Origin of the sequence: Neobacillus niacini, from assembly GCF_031456445.1 — a bacterium.
Classification (GTDB): domain Bacteria; phylum Bacillota; class Bacilli; order Bacillales; family Cytobacillaceae; genus Neobacillus; species Neobacillus niacini_I.
This window is the reverse complement of sequence record NZ_JAVDUQ010000011.1, coordinates 65,409-85,864: the sequence shown is the minus strand read 5'-3', so window position 1 is coordinate 85,864 and position 20,456 is coordinate 65,409. Positions and strand designations below refer to the sequence as shown.

Annotated in this window: 21 protein-coding genes and 2 pseudogenes; 9 read left to right on the top strand and 14 right to left on the bottom strand. The window is 39.6% G+C overall.

The window, feature by feature from the left end:
- Positions 1-4: 4 nt before the first annotated feature.
- From J2Y67_RS11765 to J2Y67_RS11745, 5 genes are all read right to left on the bottom strand, one after another.
- The gene (locus tag J2Y67_RS11765; protein ID WP_310174180.1) at positions 5-721 is read right to left on the bottom strand and encodes an MBL fold metallo-hydrolase; all 717 of its coding nucleotides are present in this window, start codon (positions 719-721) and stop codon (positions 5-7) included.
- A 318-nt stretch (positions 722-1,039) separates the two neighbouring features.
- On the bottom strand, positions 1,040-1,270 hold the full coding sequence (locus J2Y67_RS11760; RefSeq protein ID WP_310174178.1) for a hypothetical protein: 231 nt from the start codon (positions 1,268-1,270) through the stop codon (positions 1,040-1,042).
- Between the two features lie 336 nt (positions 1,271-1,606).
- Positions 1,607-1,744, bottom strand: a complete 138-nt coding sequence (locus tag J2Y67_RS11755; protein ID WP_310174175.1) for a hypothetical protein — start codon at positions 1,742-1,744, stop codon at positions 1,607-1,609.
- Between the two features lie 12 nt (positions 1,745-1,756).
- Entirely contained in the window at positions 1,757-3,016 is a 1,260-nt protein-coding gene (locus J2Y67_RS11750; protein ID WP_310174173.1) for a helix-turn-helix domain-containing protein, read from the bottom strand.
- A gap of 107 nt (positions 3,017-3,123) precedes the next feature.
- Positions 3,124-4,755, bottom strand: coding sequence for a M4 family metallopeptidase (locus tag J2Y67_RS11745; RefSeq protein WP_310174169.1), 1,632 nt, complete (start codon positions 4,753-4,755; stop codon positions 3,124-3,126).
- A gap of 247 nt (positions 4,756-5,002) precedes the next feature.
- Between J2Y67_RS11745 and J2Y67_RS11740 the strand changes: the two genes are divergently transcribed.
- The 4 genes from J2Y67_RS11740 to J2Y67_RS11725 all read left to right on the top strand — a co-directional run bounded on the left by J2Y67_RS11740 (position 5,003) and on the right by J2Y67_RS11725 (position 8,923).
- Positions 5,003-5,596 (top strand): biotin transporter BioY, encoded by a 594-nt coding sequence (locus J2Y67_RS11740; RefSeq protein WP_310174165.1) that lies wholly within the window; start codon positions 5,003-5,005, stop codon positions 5,594-5,596.
- A gap of 211 nt (positions 5,597-5,807) precedes the next feature.
- Entirely contained in the window at positions 5,808-7,271 is a 1,464-nt protein-coding gene (locus J2Y67_RS11735; RefSeq protein ID WP_310174162.1) for an AMP-binding protein, read from the top strand.
- Positions 7,267-8,358: an acetyl-CoA C-acyltransferase gene (locus J2Y67_RS11730; protein ID WP_310174252.1), complete on the top strand. Its 1,092-nt coding sequence runs from the start codon at positions 7,267-7,269 to the stop codon at positions 8,356-8,358. The genes J2Y67_RS11735 and J2Y67_RS11730 overlap by 5 nt, the downstream gene beginning before the upstream one ends.
- 91 nt (positions 8,359-8,449) lie before the next feature.
- The gene (locus J2Y67_RS11725; RefSeq protein ID WP_310174160.1) at positions 8,450-8,923 is read left to right on the top strand and encodes a hypothetical protein; all 474 of its coding nucleotides are present in this window, start codon (positions 8,450-8,452) and stop codon (positions 8,921-8,923) included.
- 44 nt (positions 8,924-8,967) lie between these two features.
- Here J2Y67_RS11725 and J2Y67_RS11720 read toward each other — a convergent pair whose 3' ends face one another.
- Positions 8,968-10,212 carry an MFS transporter gene (locus tag J2Y67_RS11720; RefSeq protein ID WP_310174157.1) on the bottom strand — a complete coding sequence of 415 codons (1,245 nt, stop codon included), beginning with the start codon at positions 10,210-10,212 and terminating at the stop codon, positions 8,968-8,970.
- 503 nt (positions 10,213-10,715) lie between these two features.
- Between J2Y67_RS11720 and J2Y67_RS11715 the strand changes: the two genes are divergently transcribed.
- A complete protein-coding gene (locus J2Y67_RS11715) occupies positions 10,716-11,126 on the top strand; it encodes a VWA-like domain-containing protein (RefSeq protein WP_310174154.1) in 411 nt (136 codons plus the stop codon).
- A 49-nt stretch (positions 11,127-11,175) separates the two neighbouring features.
- Here the strand turns inward: J2Y67_RS11715 and J2Y67_RS11710 are convergent, their stop codons facing one another.
- Together J2Y67_RS11710 and J2Y67_RS11705 are read right to left on the bottom strand one after the other, a co-directional pair.
- Entirely contained in the window at positions 11,176-12,423 is a 1,248-nt protein-coding gene (locus tag J2Y67_RS11710; protein WP_310174152.1) for a cation:dicarboxylate symporter family transporter, read from the bottom strand.
- 351 nt (positions 12,424-12,774) lie between these two features.
- Positions 12,775-13,236, bottom strand: a complete 462-nt coding sequence (locus J2Y67_RS11705; protein ID WP_310174149.1) for a hypothetical protein — start codon at positions 13,234-13,236, stop codon at positions 12,775-12,777.
- A 183-nt stretch (positions 13,237-13,419) separates the two neighbouring features.
- Between J2Y67_RS11705 and J2Y67_RS11700 the strand changes: the two are divergent.
- Positions 13,420-13,710: pseudogene (locus J2Y67_RS11700) on the top strand (glutathione-dependent formaldehyde dehydrogenase); the annotation flags it as partial.
- A 347-nt stretch (positions 13,711-14,057) separates the two neighbouring features.
- On the opposite strand, the pseudogene J2Y67_RS27980 reads toward J2Y67_RS11700, so the two are convergent.
- Positions 14,058-14,365 (bottom strand): annotated as a pseudogene (locus J2Y67_RS27980) (aminoglycoside 6-adenylyltransferase).
- Positions 14,366-14,516: 151 nt separating this feature from the next.
- On the opposite strand from J2Y67_RS27980, the gene J2Y67_RS11690 reads away from it, so the two are divergent.
- From J2Y67_RS11690 to J2Y67_RS11680, 3 genes are all read left to right on the top strand, one after another.
- Positions 14,517-14,615, top strand: a complete 99-nt coding sequence (locus J2Y67_RS11690; protein ID WP_310174143.1) for a YjcZ family sporulation protein — start codon at positions 14,517-14,519, stop codon at positions 14,613-14,615.
- A 37-nt stretch (positions 14,616-14,652) separates the two neighbouring features.
- Positions 14,653-14,790, top strand: coding sequence for a YjcZ family sporulation protein (locus J2Y67_RS11685; RefSeq protein WP_310174139.1), 138 nt, complete (start codon positions 14,653-14,655; stop codon positions 14,788-14,790).
- A 234-nt stretch (positions 14,791-15,024) separates the two neighbouring features.
- Positions 15,025-15,174 carry a hypothetical protein gene (locus J2Y67_RS11680; protein ID WP_310174135.1) on the top strand — a complete coding sequence of 50 codons (150 nt, stop codon included), beginning with the start codon at positions 15,025-15,027 and terminating at the stop codon, positions 15,172-15,174.
- A gap of 98 nt (positions 15,175-15,272) precedes the next feature.
- Here J2Y67_RS11680 and J2Y67_RS11675 read toward each other — a convergent pair whose 3' ends face one another.
- The 5 genes from J2Y67_RS11675 to J2Y67_RS11655 form a co-directional block, all read right to left on the bottom strand.
- A complete protein-coding gene (locus tag J2Y67_RS11675) occupies positions 15,273-16,304 on the bottom strand; it encodes a DUF4030 domain-containing protein (RefSeq protein ID WP_310174132.1) in 1,032 nt (343 codons plus the stop codon).
- Entirely contained in the window at positions 16,294-16,827 is a 534-nt protein-coding gene (locus J2Y67_RS11670; RefSeq protein ID WP_310174250.1) for a sigma-70 family RNA polymerase sigma factor, read from the bottom strand. Before J2Y67_RS11670 ends, J2Y67_RS11675 begins: the two co-directional genes overlap by 11 nt.
- A 283-nt stretch (positions 16,828-17,110) precedes the next feature.
- Positions 17,111-17,398: a hypothetical protein gene (locus J2Y67_RS11665; protein ID WP_310174130.1), complete on the bottom strand. Its 288-nt coding sequence runs from the start codon at positions 17,396-17,398 to the stop codon at positions 17,111-17,113.
- A gap of 140 nt (positions 17,399-17,538) precedes the next feature.
- A complete protein-coding gene (locus J2Y67_RS11660; RefSeq protein WP_310174127.1) occupies positions 17,539-19,770 on the bottom strand; it encodes a sensor histidine kinase in 2,232 nt (743 codons plus the stop codon).
- Positions 19,748-20,440 carry a response regulator transcription factor gene (locus tag J2Y67_RS11655; RefSeq protein ID WP_310174126.1) on the bottom strand — a complete coding sequence of 231 codons (693 nt, stop codon included), beginning with the start codon at positions 20,438-20,440 and terminating at the stop codon, positions 19,748-19,750. The genes J2Y67_RS11660 and J2Y67_RS11655 overlap by 23 nt, the downstream gene beginning before the upstream one ends.
- Between the last annotated feature and the right edge of the window lie 16 nt (positions 20,441-20,456).

Genomic DNA, 20,456 nt, shown 5'->3' with positions numbered 1-20,456 from the left:
TTCCTTAAGCTCCTTTTCTTACTTTTCTCTCAAAATTTCCAATCGCCTGTTCCATTGCATTTACAGGATTCCCTATCATTTCACCATGTCCGACTGCAAGCAGTGCAGGTCGAATCCCCGCTAATTTCTTTGCACTAGCTAACGCTGTTGCTTTGCTCCAAGTACCAAAAGCAGGAAAGGGAAACCAAGGTTTTATGTCCCCAGCGACCGCGATGCCACCTCTTGTTTGAAAAGCATCACCGGCGATTAACGCATTGGTTCGGTTGTCTATAAAAGACATCGAACCTGGTGTGTGCCCCGGTGTTTCTATTGCCGTCAAAGAGCCAACTTGATTCCCATCCTTTAATAATACATTAGCCCTCGTTTGTAAAGTTTTCGGAACTCCCCCTTTGATCGGGGTTTGGTCTTCGTGTGAATCTAGCGAGCGATCGCCGTTCATTAATCTGTGGTCCCGTTCGGAAATATAAACCGGCACCTCCGGAAATTCTGCTTTGATCAAATCAAGTGCGCCAACATGGTCTTCATGCGCATGGGTTAAAACAATTTTTGTAATCGGCTTTCCAATTCTATTCACAGCTTGAAGAATCCCCTTTGCATTAAAAGCAAGTGCAGCATCAACAAGGATTAAGCCCTCTTCTTCTTCCACCAAATAACAATTTACAGGAAAAACATTCGCCATAAACGTCACTTGATATAAAAATCCATTTTTGATCATTCTCATTATGATCATTCCCCTTTAACTAATATCGTTAGTTATATTTTAACTAATCAAATTAGTTAAATCAAGTACATTTTGGAAAATATTATAAGAAAAGCGCAAGCGCCTTGGTCAGCCCCGACAAGTGCTGGAGGGCCTGACAGTGAAGTCGTTCTTTGACTTCATTGGCAGGACCGAAGCAACCTAGGAAAAAAGCAGTTCATTTTTTCCCTCGAGGGGCTAGGCGCTGGAGCTGGACAATTCTCAAAGTCATAAAAATTTTATACTTTCCTATAAAAAAACCTCACTTTCGGAGTAACTTCCAAAGTGAGGAACTAAAATTTAGAAACTATTATCTTCATTACCTTCTCCAATAGCGTTTCTATTTTGATACCAATTTGTCACCTGTGTCAGAATGGCAAAAACCAAGAAGAAATTCATCGCCCATACATTGATAAATGGAGTCATTCCTCCGAATTCAATCGTTTGGTACCCTTTTAAATACATGACAATCAGTGATTCTAGAAACATAAAGATAAAACCAAGAACCCCCGCAACTGCAGCACGAATCAATACGTTCCCCTCCATTAGCTTCCAAAGCTTAAGTTTCTGACAAATTTGTGAACATCTTTAATACAATTATATTCCAACTGTATTTAAAAAAATAGTCTTAACGCTTTCGATTTGGACTCAAATAAGCTCTGATAAATAAATTTTCATCTTCACAACTTCCACACAACTTCTCCCTAAGTTCTACACATCTGTATTTTATGATTAGAGTAACTTAATTTAAGGTTTTGGAACCTAAAAATCCAAAAACTTCCCATAATTTGATTGGTGCATCCCACCAATCTCTTTTTTTGCACAAAAAAACCTTGCCAGCATTAGCAAGGTTTTCATTTATTGCATCTACAACATTTCATCCCCTTGTGTGTAAATGACTTTTGGTAGGATATCATGGGCTGAATCATGACTCGAAGACACCTTTAATGCTCCTGCAAGAAATGCCCCGATCATCACGGTTACCAAAATGAATTTTTTTAACAAAGAAATTCCCCCTCAGTTTATTTTTTTACGAGCGTTATTCGCTAAACGATAATATTCGCTTGCTTTTTTATACTTTGTATCTTTAAAATAATAATTTGCCAGTTTTTCCGAGCATTCCGTAACATAATGATATAATTGCACCCGTTCAAAATATCGGATCGCTTCCAAAAGCCATTCTACATAATGGCTGTTTTCAACTTGCTCAATCTCTAAATCTTGCAAGTGAATATGGTAATAGTATTCATCGATGGATGTCGTTTTTAGCATCATTAGTGCTTTATCACACCAAGCCCTTGCCTCTTGTTTATTTCCTATACTCGAATATTCCTTTGCCATTAAGTAATAGGTTCCTAAAAGTTCATGATCAACAATGCCATTGGAATCCAGTGCTGCATGGAAATTTTGAAGCGCCTCCTCAGAACGATTCATACTGGAGTATAAATAACCTAAGTTGTGGTATAGGATTGAAGTGGAGTGCTGATTCTTTAATTTTTGTGATAACTGCAAAGCTTTTTTTAAAAATCGTTCCGATTCACTGTAATTATGAACGCGGCGATGGTTGACCCCTAATAAAATAAGCGATTTAAGACTGCTTTCATTATCAAATTCCCGGCGAAAATAATCCAATGCCCTCTGGGTAAAATGAATCGATTGAAAATATTGATAGATACTCGTACAGGCTAGTGCCTGATTATAATAAATTTTGCCTTTTTCCTCTTCGGTCACTTCGGGGAGATTGAATAATGGAATCATATTTTCATTGCAAACCATTGCCTGTTGAAACTGTTCCTGAAGATAATAATAGATGCTTAAAAAATAATAGTAGTCAAAACGAAGATGCGTCCTGTCCTGCAAAAGTTCCGGGTATTTTTTAATTTTTTCAAGTAAAGATTTGGACTGTGCGGGTTTCCCTGAAAAAACATATAGGCCAAAAAGATAGATATCATACTTCATATGGACCTGCTGTGATTGACTCTTTTGTATCGCTTCCTTTAAAGACTCCTGCATTTTTTCAGCTTCTGGAAATTGTTTGTTCTTTACTGCCAATTTAAATTGATCGATTTTTTCAAGTAGATCCCCATCAAATCCTTCATCTAACGTTCCATTACTCAGTTCCAGTCTTTCACAGAGCAAACGAATAACTTCTTCACTCGCAGCTGCTGTTCCACTCTCAATTTTTGAAAGATAGGAAATCGCACATATCCCCGCGGCCAGCTGTTTTTGCGTGATATTTTTCATTTTTCGAAAATAGCGAATCCGTTCTCCGATCAATTTGCCTCGCTCCCTGCACCTCCAATTGTATTAAGAATATTCTAATTTTTACAAACTAATAAGTCAATAGGACTGGTAACGTATTACCAGTCCTACCATCGCTATTTTTAGTAGACTCCAACCTGTGACCATGCAGACGCAACTGCATTATACTGGGTGCTGCTTGTTCCATAAAGGTCTGCTGCAGCAGCAAGAAGGGAGGCCCGCGCATCACTAAAGTTACTCTTTGGTGATAGATAAACGGTTAGGGCACGATAATAAATTTTTTGAGCTGTATCGAATCCGACCGTTTGAATTGTTAAATAGGCAGCTTTATTTGGAATACCGCTGTTCGTGTGCACCCCTCCGTTGTCAGAGGTGGTGTTCACATAGCCGCTCATATTATCCGGCTGTCCGTAGAGTGTTGGGTCGGATAAACTTCTTAAGGCATCTCCTGACTTTTGCGGTGTATAAACATCCTCGCCAATCAAATAATCGCCCCGATCCATAAACACTCCGAACGTATCGGAAATTGATTCATTGAGGGCTCCTGATTGATTTTGGTACTCTAATCCGGCTGTTCTTTCAGTGACTGCATGGGTTAGCTCATGACCGACGACATCCAGTGAACCGGATAAAGAGGTAAAGGTTGTCCCATCGCCGTCCCCATAAACCATTTGCGAGCCATTCCAGAAAGCATTGTTGTAATTTCTACTATAGTGGACCGTTGAACGAATTGTCGCACCATTGTTATCAAAGCTGTTGCGGTTAAAATTATTTTTGTAATAATCATAAACAACGCCAGCATAATAGTGGGCATCTACATCTGCACGTTGCGAGGTTGCATTAAAATTATTATCAGCGTCTACGGAAGAGCTACCCGGTAAGCGCGTCCTATTTGCAGCTGTTCTTGTTTCAATAACACCACTCATCGGTTTCGTGGTATCGTACAAATAATAGGTTCCACCTGAATAATAGGTGTTAATCGTTTTTGTATCCCCTAAAACTCCAACGCCTGTACCTTCTGCCACAGCATTATAGGAATCTAGGATATTCCCATTGTTTGCATCCACATAGACGACCCAGTTGGCCGGATAGGGCTGAATAAATTGAAGATTGATTTTGTAGGCGTGGTAGAAATCATTCCCTTTTTTGTAAATCACCTGCTGGCTCTTTTCAACTAAGCCTCGTTCTTTTTCCCCTCTAGGACCGACTTCAGCATCAGTGAGGGTTTCTTCTTTTGTCAGGTTGATTGATATCCAGGCATTGGCAAGGGCTGTATCCTTTGAAAGTTGTGCTTTCAAATTCCCTTTAAAATAGTTAGCAGCCTCTGGGAATACATCCCCATTGACAGCGGTTACAATTCCATTTTTATCGGTATGAACCTTAAAGGCTGCCCCGTCGACTGGAATTCCCTGAACGGATTGAACAAAATCATAGTGTGTGCTGCCAATTTCATCGGTTTGGACATTCAATAATGTAAGATCTTTATCACTATCCAATTGATAGATTTGTTTATTTTCTTTTATAAATTGTTTAATAGCTTCCTTGTCTTTATGGCTTTTAGTAGATAATTTTCCATGGACAAAGGTTGGAACGGCTTGTCCCTTTTTCCAGGTCACCTTTGTATCTTTATTGAACTGGACTTCCTTTGCAGCCATCACATTATAAGGAGTTTTTGCTTGTGCTGCAGCCGTGAATGGCATGACTGCTCCTACTGTTAGACCAAGGGCAAGAACAATTGAAGTACGCTTTTTCATCTACTTTAGACCTCCTGAAAGATAATTTACAATTTTCAAAATAATTATATCACGGGAAAAAGCTAGGGAATATTGGGAAACAAACCTCAAAATCTATGAAAATTTCACAAATAATAGAATCATTTTCCCAATATTTTATTTCTATATGTTAACTGCAAATAAAATTAAGTTGACATATAACTCTGCCGCTTTTAAAATAAAAATTGAAATTATTACGAATCTATTGTTAAATATGAGGAGATGGAATATGAAACTTTTAGACATTACATATGTAGCTTTATTAGCTGCCTTTATGGGAGCTTTAGGGTTTGTCCCGCCAATCATGCTTTCATTTACGCCGGTTCCGATTACACTGCAAACATTAGGTGTTTTGCTTGCCGGAGGTTTATTAGGTGCAAAACGCGGCGCTTGGAGTATGATCATTTTCCTTTTGCTTGTTGCCGCAGGTGCACCATTGTTATCCGGTGGACGAGGAGGATTTGCTGTATTTGTAGGACCAAGCGCCGGCTATTTAATTTCATGGCCAATAACCGCTTGCTGTCTTGGCTACCTCATCTCGCGTTTCAGTAAATTACGCTTTGGGAGAATTCTATTCATCAACCTAACCGTTGGAATACTCATGATGTACCTAATCGGCATCCCGGTTCAAGCCTACATCATGCACATCAAACTTACCGACGCCATCATCACAAGCCTAATCTATATCCCTGGAGACATCCTAAAAGCAACCCTGGCATCCTACCTCGTATACAGACTAGCTAAATCACCAGCTATAAAACGAAACCTGCAAAAAGAAAACTCGCCGACTGGCGAGCTCCTAAGGGCGAAGAAAGAGGCGTAGTTCGTCGAAAAGCACAGCTTTTCGACTGCGATGCCTATGCTTCGAAGCTTTCCTTAGTGCACTTATGCCTGATAGGAAAGTTATACTTTCCTATCGGCCAAAAATGCGGAGACACTATAACGGTGTCTCTTTTTACTATCAATCGACAAATTTCGGGTGGTGCCTGTCACCGCCCGAAATTTGTCGTTTCCACCTAGAGAGGAGAATATTGATGACTTCGATTACTGACTCTTACGCCAGTCATGCACAGAAATTTCCGGAGAAGATGGCGGTTCTGACGGCTGCAGAGGGGATTACGTATCAGGAGTGGGATGAACGGGTTTGTCAGACGGCGAATTGGTTTGGGTCTTTCCACTTTCCCAATCGAACGGTTGCAATTTTGCTGCCTAATGGGGTCCCTTTTCTACAGCTTTTTACGGGGGCGGCGGCAGCAGGTTGGACGGCAGTCCCCTTTGATCTAAAATGGACTGAGTCCGAGGTAGAAAAACGACTCAAACTTTCCAAGGCTTCACTTATTATCACTACACAAAAAAGGAGTGCTTCCTTAAAAAAACTCCGCCTCCCTGCTCAAGTTTTCATTTGGGAGGAATGCCTGGAAAAAATCAAGCTGGAACCCGCCCAAAGAACCATTCAATCAAACGGGGAGCTTCCCTTTTATATGGGCTTTACCTCTGGAACAACAGGTAATCCAAAAGCCTTTATTCGTTCTCACAAATCATGGCTGGCAAGCTTTGAATGCAACCGCGTTGATTTTCAGATGAATGAGAATGACCATATTCTCATTCACGGTGCGTTGATTCATTCCCACTTTCTCTACGGTGCAATCAGTACACTGTACCTGGGTGGAACCGTTTATTTGCTTGAAAAATACATCCCCTCCCAGGCCATGATGTGGATAGAGACAAAGCCAATTACCGTTATCTATGTTGTCCCGACGATGATATCCTCCCTATTAAAAGCGGAACGTACCATCGAAAAGCCATTGAAAATCCTTTCCTCCGGAGCCAAATGGGAGGAGCATTCCAAGAACCAGGTCCGCAGCCTATTTCCGAACCTCACTTTGTATGAGTTTTACGGGGCAAGCGAGCTTAGCTTTGTGACTGTATTATCTGATCAGGAAATGGAGCAGAAACCCGATTCAGTTGGCAGGCCCTGCCATAATGTGAAAATTGAAATTCGCCTGGAAGATTCTACCTTGGCGAGGCCGAATGAAATAGGGAAGATTTATGTAAAAAGTAACATGATTTTCAGTGGATACTTGGAGCCTGATCCAAACACGGTTCAAACAGAAAATGATTGGATTACAGTTCATGACATGGGCTATTTGGATGAAGAAAGCTACCTGCATATTGTCGGCCGAGAGAAGAACATGATTCTCTACGGCGGCATCAATATTTTCCCGGAAGAGATTGAAAAAGTACTATCCTTACATCATGATGTAGAGGAAGTTGCGGTGGTTGGATTAAATGACCCCTACTGGGGGCAAATCGTGACGGCAGTCATTAAAGGTTCTGCCACAAAATTAGTGCTACAAAGATTGTGCAAGGAAAAGCTTGCCCCGTTTAAAATCCCGCGCAAATGGGTATTCGTCGATGAAATGCCTTATACAAGCGGTGGAAAAATTGCCCGCAGGCAGGTACAAGAATTAGTCGAAAGCAAGGTGACCAGCCATTAAAAAAGCAGTTATTGTCCAAGCAAAGCGAACTCCCATTGGAAAACAAAATGGAATATTCCAATCCTTACAGCCAAATGAATTGGCAGCTCCCCTGCTTCAGCACTTGGCAAGCGGAATCGAGGATCAAATTGACGACGTTCTTTTAGGAAATGTGACGGGGCCGGGAGGAAATGTTGCCCGGCTTTCTACCTTAACCGCTGGGTTACCATTAAAGGTCCCCGGTGTAACCCTTGACCGCCAATGCAGTGCCGGTCTCGAAGCGGTCCGCATGGCTTGCTATTTTATCCAAGGAGGTGCAGGTCATTGCTATATCGCCGGTGGTGTCGAAAGTCCGAGCACCTCGCCTTTTCCAAAAAGAGCCCGTTTCTCACCCGACCAAATCGGCGATCCTGATATGGGGGCTGCAGCTGAATTTGTTGCACAAAAATTTGAAATCACCAAAGAAACACAGGATGAATACGCATTGCTAAGCTATCATCGCAGCTGGGAGGCATTTAAAAACGGGCTTTTTGCTGAGGAAATTATCGCTGTTGAACAGCAGAGTGAGGACGAGGAATTCAGTAAGGAACGAAACATGCAGGGATTGCTAAAGCGGGCAAAACCGATTTTTGTAAAAGGCGGGACCGTGACAGCAGCAAATAGCTGCGGGATTCATGACGGTGCTGCTGGCGTAGTCGTAATGGAGGAATCAACCGCACATCAGCATGGATACAAGCCGGTTCTCCGCTTCGTTGACAGCCAGGTGGCAGGAGTACACCCCCACTATCCCGGAGCAGCACCCATTCCAGCCATCCAAACCCTGCTAAAAAGAAATGGTCTGACAACTAAGGACATTGACCTTTTTGAAATCAACGAGGCCTTCGCTTCAAAAATTGCCGCTTGCTCCCGTGAACTCTCAATCCCATACGAAAAACTTAATGTGTCTGGCGGCGCCCTAACCATCGGTCACCCCTACGGAGCATCAGGGGCCATCTTGGTTACCAGGCTGTTTTATGAAGTGCAGCGAAGAGAGAAGACCCGATTCGTTATTGCCGCTATTGGCAGCGGCGGAGGTGTCGGAGTTACCGTGTTATTTGAAGTTGTATAATGAGTCAGGCGGTCTGTCTGGCTTATTTTGCGTTTAACCGTATAAAATAACGAACACTTTGGGTAAATTAAACTAAAAAAAGGAAAATTTTATGATTGGACTTATTTTAGCCATTGTAGTATTTAACCTTACTGCCTTTAAAATAAATAAAATCCTAACCGTCAATCAAATTGTCCATATTTGGGTTTTTACAGTTGCTTTTCAAAGCCTGTTCGACATCATGGTTGAATTCAAATTCCATGCTTATTGGTATTTTGGCAAGGAAGTAGAATGGTCTGGACTTATTCCTCATCTCATTTTAGTCCCACCAGTTAATATCACTTTTCTTAACTGGTTTCCCTATTCGGCCAAAATTCTAAAAAAGGCTATGTACATTTTCTTTTTTGTCATCGCCATTTTATTATATGAACTGGTAACTCTTCTACCGGAACCTTGGGGATATTTTCATTACGGGTGGTGGACAATCTGGCATGCTGCCATTCTTGACCCCGTTTTGCTGCTCATTTTACTAGGATATTATAAGTGGATTTGTCGTTTAGAGAGGAAAGTTTTAGGAAAAAACTGATTATAAAAAGAGCTTGGAATCCAAGCTCTTTTTGATGCGACCAATTACATTTCTTCCGTTCCTTTTAACACCGAGGAAGAGCGCTTAAATAAAGGCACTAAGGCCAGTACCCCTACAATAAATAACAGGGCTGAAGCTTCATACATGGTTAGAAGTGAAAATGTTTTTTTCAACCATCCACTTGCACTCATCGAAATCACCATCGTTCCCATAAACAATGGGGTTAAGATCCCATTAACCCTTCCGATAAAAGCAGCCTCAGAATTTTGCAAAATCATCGTATTAATTCCAATATGGATGCACGGCATGAACAGTCCGCTGATAAATTGGGCTGTCAGTGTCAGCCATAATTGATCCGAGATCCCCATTACGAAGAATCCGATCGCACTTACAGACATGCCTAGCGCAAGAAGGATTTGCGGCGGGGTTTTTTTCGCAAGACCTATCGTCAGGCCTCCTCCTAAAATCATCCCGATTCCAAAAGCAGCCATCAGCCATTGCAACTGTTCTTTTGGTAACCCAAGCCGTTCTGTCACAAGGAAAACGGCTAATGGCTGGGTAAGCCCTAACCCTAGGCCTGCAGCAGCAAAACATCCGCCAAGCAATGTTAAAGCCCGACTGTTCCACACATAACGGAATCCCGCTTTCATTTCATTTAAAAGCGTAGTCTTCTCTTGATTTTCCTCGCTCTCTTTATCAGGCGGCAGCATGAATAGAATCGCCGCGGAAAGCAGGAATGCGATCCCCATGATAGCAATTGCAGCCTTTATACCGTAATGCTGATATACAAAAGTTCCAATAATTGGTCCAAGAATCATAAACAAAGCGAATACCGTCTGGTACATCGACATCCCCATTTGGATCAATTCTTCTTTGACATGAATCTTGAATAGCTTCATTCCCGATGGCTGTGAAAACTGTGAAAGAATCGATGAAACAAGGGTCGCAAAGAAAATGACCTTCCAGCTCCCAAAAAGAAGTGTCAATAAGACAACAAAAATGGACATGGCACTGAGAAAATCACACCAAATCATGGTCCGCTTTGGACGCCAGCGGTCGGCAAAGGTTCCGCCAATAAAGGAAAACAGAAAGATTGGGGCAAATTCAGCCACAGAAATAAGCGAAACGGCTACCGGATTCTCATGCGTTCGCTCGATTACATAGAGTAAGATTGAATAGTTACGTACCCAGATACCAATTTGCAGGAAAAATACCGATAATAAAATGGTACGTATTACGCGATTTCGAAATAATGCTCCGACGGTGATGTCTGATTTTGTTTTTTCCATAAAAAAACCTCCTTATTCCTAACCTGGACAGGAGGCAAAACATACACAAATGGGCATAGTACACTAAATTTTCCTGTACTCCCCATAACTTATGTAAAAAAGTCCGCACTAATCCTATCCAGAAATATTTTCGTTTTATACGAATTTTTTCTTACAATAGGATTAGTAAATCATCGGCTTAATGGTCACCCTTTTCATAAATAGTAAGTTAATACTACTTTAATTTGAGTGAATAATCAAGATAAATTTGTAATTAAATGGCAAGTTTAGGATTCTTGCCCTGTTAAATTTTTTCGATTTTCGCTCCAATCAACTCTGAATGGCAATTCTTCTCTTTTCGCAAATATAAGAAGTTGAAGAAGGACGTATGAGGAAGGAACCCTGATTTAAAACGAGAGTTCGACTATATTTAAGATTAAGCTAGAAGCATTAACCAAAATATTTTCTTCGCTGTAAAAGCAAACTAAAAACTGCTGCTCATTCATAAAAGGGAGTTGGTCTAGTTGAAATGGCATATGAGACTTTTATCGATGATTCAAAAAAGAGGGGATAAAAAAATCGCTTTGGCGGTTGATACCTCATCAGCTGAAGTACGTGCAATTCTGATTAATAACATTGTGAAATTATTTGAAACTGTTAAACCCGATACGATTCTCGTTCAAGCCGATTTCAAAATACGCAGCATTACCCCAGTTAAATCCGATACCATCAAATATCAAACACATGGGAAATCCTCTTACACAGATGTTTTAGAATGGGCCGAAAAGGAAGAGATTGATACCTTATTCTACATAACCGACGTAACTGGTTATATTTATGAAGAAATCACAAATGTCGATTACGAGCTTTACTGGTTAGTTCCAGATGAATTTTTACCAAAGGTCCCTTTTGGGAAAGCCATAAAGATTGCTTGAAACAACAAAAAAGGTGCCGGCAAAATTGCTTAGGCACCTTCTTTTTATTCTACGCTACTTGCTCTTCGTTATGTTCATCTAGCTTATGGCCTTCCCATTTTGTAATGACAATGGCTGCCAAGGAGTTCCCGACAACGTTGACGGCTGTGCGTGCCATGTCTAGAATCCGGTCAATACCGGCAATAAAGGCAAGACCTTCAACGGGGATACCGACAGTTCCTAATGTTGCGAGTAAAACAACAAACGATACACCAGGAACCCCGGCAATCCCTTTTGATGTGATCATTAACACTAATACTAATGTAATTTGATGACCAATGCTCATGTGAATGCCATACATTTGTGCAAGGAATAAAGCTGCAATCGCTTGGTAAAGTGTTGAACCATCAAGGTTAAAGGAATATCCCGTTGGTATAACAAACGATGTAATCGCTTTTGGACATCCGAGCTTCTCCATTTTCTCCATGATTTTCGGCAATACAGTTTCAGAGCTTGCCGTTGAATATCCTAATAGAAGCTCATCCTTCAAATACTTTAAGAATTTAAAGATATTAATTCCAACAAGTTTTGCTACAAGTCCCAGCACGACCAAAATAAAGAAGAACATCGCACCATATACGACAATAACAAGTTTTCCAAGTGGAATTAAAGAGCTTAAGCCAAATTTAGATACAGTGACTCCAATTAAGGCAAAAACACCCAGCGGCGCAACCTTCATCACTTGATTCGTCACGTAAAACATGGCCTCTGCCGTTCCTTTAAAGAAATTCACGATCGGGGTTCCTTTTTCTCCAATTGCTGCCACTCCAAGTCCAAACATAACGGAGAAGAAAATGATCGCAAGCATGTCACCATTTGCAAGGGATTGCATAATATTGGTCGGAACAATATTGACGAAAGTATCAACCATGGAATGCGTCTCGGTTGTTTTCGCAGTTTCAACATACGTATTAATATCGGTCTTCGTTAAGCGGGACATATCCACACCTGTACCTGGATGAAATATATTTGCCGCTAAAAGACCGACTACAATCGCAACCGTGGTAATAAGCTCAAAATAAAGAAGTGTTTTTCCACCGAGCTTACCTAATGATTTCATGTCGCCAGTTCCGGCTACACCAACAATCAAGCTCGAGACAACAATCGGAACAACAATCATTTTAATTAAACGAATAAAGATATTCCCAATTGGCTGCAAATAAGTTTCAACATGAGGGTTTCCATAAAAAATAGCACCGACAATGATCCCTAATGCTAACCCAATAAAAATTTGCCATGCTAAGCTAATTTTCCTCATCTGTATCTCCCCTTTTTGTAAAATAATCAAGCTGTTTTTTGAAATACAACTTGAGGATGATGAAACCCGGAGTATAAGAAAGATATTATTTTAAAATAACGCTTTCAATATATAGTTTAAAGGAATGACAGCTTTATAGCAATGAAAAATTACTGGAAGTTGAATAAGAGTTCAGGTTTTATTCGTTATTTTACTATAAAATTCTACAATATATAACCGTTCCGTTTGCTGAATATTGTTTTCTTAATTTGAAATAATATCCGTGAATTATTCATTAAGAATAATTACCCTCAACAAACAACAGAAGCTCAAATTTCGAGCTTCTTTTTTCATAAAAATAAAAAGAATCACCTATGAGAAATGGAGGATAATTTTTCGAATGACCATTCCAATGAATAATCCGGGAATCATAAACAACATCGGAAGCCATACAGGGCCAAATAGAACCCCAAACAATTTAAAGGTATTGGAATACATACAGCCAACTGTAACAAAGTATGCAGCAAACACAAAAGGCATAAAGGAATATCGGTCCTTTCCACCTCCAGCATCCTTCCATGCATCCCACATCGCGAAAAAATACAAACACGGATAAAACAAAATCCACTGATAGTTCGTCTCTTGGATTGCTTTTGCAATTTCCCCTTGAAAACTTAACATGATAATCGTATTAAAATGGGCTTTAACATTTATCAGAAATTCTAATGCGACAAATAATAGCCCTTTTAGGTATTTACCATTTAGGAGTTGCCCAAATCCAGGGAGGGCAATACTCCAAAAAAGCATCTCAACTTTGCGGTCGCATTTTCCCATTAACTTCCCAACTTTACCATGAACTTTTTTATAACACTTCAGCTAAATCCTCATTCTGTATTTTGAACCATTCACCTCATTTTTATGAGTCCAAGGACCTAATCGAAGGTATATTTATAATGTTTAAAAAAATACTAAGACAAATACCAAAAGGAACTGAGGGCATGGAATCAGACCAAAAAAATGGGGGCGATTGTGATTGCGAGCCAGGCAGTGCGAAAGGGTGGAACGATTCGGCTGACGGGAGTTTATGGAGGCAGGTATAATGCCTTCCCGTTTAGGGATATTTTCCAACGTAATGTTGATATTAAAACGGGGCAGACACCGGTCATTCCATACATGCCGTTCCTATATGATCTGTTTAATGAAGGTCAAGTTGATCCAAGTGATATCATCCCTCACGTCCTTCCATTGAATCAGGCCAAGCATGGGTATGAGGTGTTTGATACAAAAACGGAAAATTGCATGCATTAAGGTGATTTTGCAACCGTGATTCGACGGCAGATTGGGGACAGATTTTAAGTAATTTGTTTTGTCCCCAATCTGGTTTATTGAAGACAGTTCCCTCGGTTAGCTTTGTCTCCAATGGGGCTTATTGGAGACACTTTCACTGATTTGATCTCCGTTTTTGTCGCCTATACCCCTTATTGGCGACACTTTCACTGATTTGAACTCCGTTTTTGTCGCCTATACCCCTTATTGGCGACACTTTCGCTGATTTGATCTCTGATTTTGTCGCCTATACCCTTTATTGGCGACACTTGCAGCGATTTGACTATCAATTTTGTCTCCAACCGTATCCCCTTCCACTGGCACTTTCTTCATTTAGCGTAATAAATCTCTTCTGCATCCTTTGATAAACTTTTTATATGTCTTAAATGGTCGCTCATATTTAGATCATCCATATACGGATATTCATAATCAAAATGTTGGGTCACTTCTAATGCTTTTTTTCTAAACAAATCACACATTTTAAAAAGAGCTTTCCAAATGTTTTTGTAATCAACATCTGAATAGAGGAAACGAATTCATCCCATTCGTTCTTCTCTAGGAAATCTATAAGATATTTGCCAAAGCTGCCCGCGCTTTTTGAAAAATTTGTTTGGATACCGATTGACCATTCCAGCATACGGATTAACAAATTTCGATTAATTTGTAGCAAAAATAATACTTCTTTTTTCCTTAGATTTCTCCTCATCTTCTTGAAATAGGTATATGCCCTTCCATTCTCTCCATCTATTACATATTTTGTTATTACCTAAAACGGGGGGTGTAATAAGATGTCTGATGGATATGCTGGAGGCTTTGCATTGATTGTTGTATTGTTTATCCTCCTTATTATTGTAGGAGCTGCCTACATTGGCTGTGGCTTCTATTAAGAAGTGAATATATTTTATTCTTGAAAGGGGGATTTTTATGTTTGGCTATGGAGGATTTGGCTATGGTTGTGGCGGATTCGGTTACGGTGGATTCGGCTGTGGTGCTGGCGGTTTTGCCTTAATCGTAGTATTATTTATTCTTTTAATCATCGTTGGAGCAGCTTGCTTCTATTAATAAAGAGAGTTAGTTTGATAGCACAAAAAGCAATGCAAATGAACCTGCATTGCTTTTTACTTTTGGGAAAACGAGCGGAGCCATTGTTGCAAATACAAGCTACTTGCAGGGAATAATTAAAAAATTAGTGATGAATAAAAATGTTCCAAAAACACCTTGGACCATTTTTTTGCAGTCTCACTAGTGAATAGTTCTATTCATCAAAGAAACCATATTAAGTGGAGGTGGATTCTTATGACCAGTAAAAACAATGACCCAAATACAGTAAAATACAGTATTTGGGAAACACGGACCGATGAAGATCAAACTAAGAATAAACAGAAAATCACAGAAGCTTTTCAGGGAACAAATCTCGAGTCAAACATTGTGGAAAAACACGAATAACAAGCTAAAAGCAACCAATAGGAGGTTGCTTTTTTTCTACAGAGTCTGTCTAACAATACTCTTTCAAAATTCTATGCTGCGGCAAACAGTTCCCACATTTAGTTAATCTTCTTGTTATCCTTGCTCTTGACAATAATTTCATATGGCTCATTCTTCAAAATTGACGATATTTCCTTTGAATTCAAAAATTCAACAATCATCTGGTCGAGTTTCTTCCCAAGTTCTTTTACCTTAGGATCCGAACTTTGGACGGAGGTTCTAATAATAAAGGTTAACGGTTTGCTTTTATACGCAACCCCTATAACCTTAAATTCCTTTTTAGACATAAGCCCTTCTGCAAGCGGACCTGTGATTTGAGAGCCTTTATCTGCTGGTACAACCCTTGCATTTACCCTCGTTACATTAATTTTATAACCCTTATAATGATTTGCACTAACCGTTTCTAGTGCCGCTTTTTCCACATCTTCCTTAACAGCATTGTAGTAATTCTTGCTTCCGGTGATGTTAATAAAAATGGTAGGTTCCGTTGGATCCGTTTGGACATGATCAAATTGATAATTCAACTGCTTCAATTTTTTGGTAACTTCTCGATTTAGGAGATTCATTTCTTTCTTTTCCTCTTCACTTGGAACATAATCCTGACGTGGTACATATTTACTAATCTCAATCGAAAACGCATCATAGCCCCTAGTTTTTAATATGTCTTTTACAATCTTTTCAACATCCGGTTTTGCTTTTTTAAACTCCTGGTCCTTCATATCTAACACGACTGAAACGGTTTTCTTCGGATTGTAACCGATTCCCGAAGAACTTAATTTATACCCTTTCCTCTCTAATTGCTCGTAAATTTCCTCGCCCACCGATTTTGAGTGAAAAATTAAATTTAAATAGGGAATCTTTGAAGCAAGTGCTTCCATTTTCGGTGAAACAAAAGCCGACCCGATAAACAATCCGCATAACAGCACAGCAATACCACTAAAGTATGTTACTTTCTTTCCAAAACTCCGGCTTTTTTTATTCGTGAGTGGTGTCATTTCAGCCTTCGCTTGTTCCACTCCTAATAGAATCCTCTCTCGAAGCTCTTGCGGAATTTCAATCTGATTGAGTTCCTTCCTAATCTTATTGTCCATACAAGTCTTCCCTCCTGGTCCGTTTCCGAAGTTTCTCCAATGAACGATACAAAACTGACTTTACCGTACTGGCGGGTTTATTGATAAACTCTGAAATCTCTTGAAAGGTATAGCCTTGATAAAATTTTAATAACACAATGGTCTTTTCATCCTCGTCTAATAATTCAAGTAAATCTTGTAATGATAAAGATAAAGATAAAGGAATATCTCCCATACTAGTGGAAAGGAATTCGGTATCTGTCGTTTGCAGATGAACAACTTTCTTTTTTTTCCTTAATAAATCAACCGCACAATTGATGGTAATTTTGATGAGCCATGTTTTAAAATACTGGACTTCCTTCAATCTTTCAAATTTCAAAAAAGCTCGAAATGCCGATTCCTGTACGACATCCAGCGCATCGTCTTTGTTTTTCACATATACATAGGCCATTCGGTAAATATCCTGTTCGAATTGTTGAAACAGTTCCAAAAAAGCTTGCTCATTACTTTTTTGATTTTTACGTTTAAAGCCAATGATGATCATCACCTTCTTTTTTCTTTATATCTATTAGACAAATAACCACTCATTTTAGACGAAGAAATTTTCATTTTTTTCGTTTGCTTGTCCCAAATAATAATGACCGCCCTTTTGGCGGTCAAAATTGTTGATATCCTTTAAAAATATGTTGATATATCCTAAATTTGTGTTGATATCGCTTCAAAATGTGTCGATATATCTTAAAAATGTGTCGATATCCTGCCAAAATGTGTTGATATATCTTAAAAATGTGTTGATATCCAATCCATGATTTAAAAAATTTCCATTCTTATTGGTTCAACACCACATATCCAAGCCAGCCAATCAAATAAAAGTTCGGAATAACCAGCAAAATAGCGAGCCACATGATTTTTTTCTTAAGAGATACCGCCGCGCCCCAATAAAAGAATGGAAAAATCAATCCCCACCACTCAAAACGCGGTGTTGCCGCAAGATAAAGAGATATAGGTACGAGTAAAATAGCGGATAGAACGAGTAATTTTGATTTCTTCAGACCAATGGCGCATATTGCAAGGATTATCGATGCAATCATACATGGCCAAAAAAGTAATTGCACTTTTAAAACCCCCTTATTCATCTAGAAGATCCACTATTTTTATTGATATTCGATTGTCATCCTGGAATTCCCTTCCCAAAACAGAAAAGGACATGATCTTGGCATTAAAAACTGCCGTAACCAGTGTCCCTTTCACCGAACTATTCAGAAAACCATAACGAAATACTCACCTTAAACAAATCGCCATCCGTCTCAATATCAAGGCTGCCTTCGTGGAGGTCGACGATCGATTTGGCAATGGCAAGGCCTAGACCGGAGCCATTTGTATGGCGCGAAGTGTCTCCACGCTTAAACCGTTCAAACAGCTCATCACTATTATCATTCAATTCGTATTTGGAAACATTTTTAAAAGTAATCATCGCTTGACCATTCAATTTTGAAATCGTTATAAAAACGCGGGAATTCTCCAATGAATATTTCAGGATATTACCTATTAAATTATCAAACACACGCCAAAGTTTCTGACCATCCACGATAGCGTAAATGGGCTTTTCCGTGTTTGTTACCCGAAACTGCAGGCTGGAATCATTGATCATATCATCATATTCTCCCAGTGCCTGCTGTAAAAGCTGGACGAGGTCCACCTTTTCCTTTTTCAAATCCATATTGCCGCTTGCCATTTTAGATACTTCAAACAAATCATCAATTAACACCTTTAACCGCTTCGACTTCCGGTCAATGATTTCAAGATAGGCGGAACGGTCCTCACTTGATACCTCTTCTGTTTTTAACAGCTGAGTATAGGTAATAATGGAGGTCAGCGGTGTTCTCAGATCATGGCTGACATTCGTAATTAACTCCGTTTTCAGGCGTTCGCTCTTGGCCTGTGCATTCTGCGATGTTTTTACCCCTTGCTTTAACACATTGATATTGCCAGCCAGTGTTGCCAGAACTGATTTACCGGAAACCTGCAGGTCCTTTCCCATCTTTCCGGAAGCAAGCTCATTCGTTTTTTCAACAATTTGGTTCAAATACGCCATTCGATTGACCAGCATCACGACGATTGGAATGGCCGAAACCCCCACTAGGATTAGATAAAAAGGAAGAAATATTGGTTGTACAACAACCAATACAGCAGCTAATCCTAACCCGAACGCTGCGGCTAAAAGGATAAATACCTGTGTAGCTGCAGTTTGATTTAAAAAGGCCTCTCTTAATTTTGCTGCAGTTTTTTTAAAAATTACTTTTATCCAATTCCCCATTTTAATGAGTAGGGCTTTTTCCAATTGTGCTTTAACCGTTTTCCAATCCTTTACAACAGAAATAAGATAGTTCCATTGTAAAAGGATAAGTGCACTAAAAACCGCTCCCGCAATCAGAAAAATGACGACGTCTCTTCCCGAGCTAATCGGATTTTCACCAACATATTGGATTTCATCGTTTGTTGCGAACAAACTAAGGATGAAACCTATACATGAAAAGACGAAAAAGGCGGCTCTAACATCGATGGGGAGCTTGTCATAATAAGGGTGATATCTTTCAATCTCCGCTTGAATCCCCTTCGATTTTTTTCGAATGAAGTATCCCAGAATAAGGGCGGCAATGCTTGATATAACATAAACCAATAGGATGATTCGCTGTTTTTTGTATTTTTCGGCCTCCATCATCAGCCAATTGCCTGCCGAAAGCGTTTTTGGCAGAGCAATTTTCCCCACAAATATTTCCGTTTTCTTATCGGCAATGGAGTTCATTAATTCAAATCCCGGTACATCGGAATACATAACATGATCAGCGGAGGTTGTATAGTTTGTTAAAAATTTCATCTCTTTTCTGTTCATCCGATTCTCTTGTGTTGGATCCAAATTTGTGTAAACTTTGCCTGTTTGACTGCTTTTAAAATAATAAAGAAAGGAATCCAGGTATCTTTGATAATCCGCTCGATGATTTTCTTCTACTTTAAGATATTCTTCAATCTTCTTTTCCTTTTCTTTAACAATCTTCTCTTTGAAATACTCATCACTTTTAAAATTGTTTGTAATGTCTTGGACTTTTTTATCTCTTTCCTCCGTTAGAGAATCCACTGTTACTTGGTCATCTGCAGCTTTCGCTTCCTCAATTCGTGGTTCATACTGCGCTACTATGTTGTCTTTCTGTTCAAAAAGGCTTCCATACCGATAACGATACTCGTCTATTTCGTTCTTCGTCACCTTAATCGATTCTTTTGCTTCCTTTAAAGTAATGGGATTTAACTCGAACATGGTTAAATACTCGGTGAATTGGTCCAGTTCACTTTGAAACTCCGAGGTGTTAAAATAGTCACGGCTTATGTAACGGTCCCCCGTAGTGCAACCGATAAAGAGTCCACTTATACCAAAAGTGATTAGAATGGCCCAAAGTCCAATCAGAACTTTATTTTTCCATTTTGTACCCAATCCCCCACACCACCTTCAAATATCTTGGATTTTTTGAATCGATTTCAATTTTTTCTCTAATTTTCCGGATATGAACCGCTACCGTATTTTCCGCGTTATAGCCAGGTTCCTTCCATACCCGTTCATAGATTTCATCAATGGAAAACACCCGACCTGAGTTTGTCATCAGGAGTTCCACGATTTTATATTCAATTGGCGTGAGCTTCACCGGTTCTCCGTGGACTGTCACTTCTTTTGCGGATTGATCTAAAATAAGTCCATTTAAATCAATCACCTTTTTGATTCCTTCATATGTACCCAATGTAACATACCTTCTAAGCTGAGATTTGACGCGAGCTACGAGCTCCATTGGATTAAATGGCTTTGTAACATAGTCATCCGCACCAACCTGAAGGCCTAAAATTTTATCGGTATCCTCACTTTTTGCACTTAAAATAATGATGGGGATATTTTTCAATTCGCGTATTTTATAGGTGGCCGCAATCCCATCCAGCTTCGGCATCATGACATCAAGAATAATCAGATGGACCGTTTGTTCATTTAAAATTTCTAATGCTTCCAGACCGTCCTTCGCTTTTAACACCGTAACCCCTTCGTTTTTCAAATAGATCTCGATGACATCGCGAATTTCCTTTTCGTCATCCACCACGAGAACATAATAAGGATACATCCTTCCCCCCACTTTC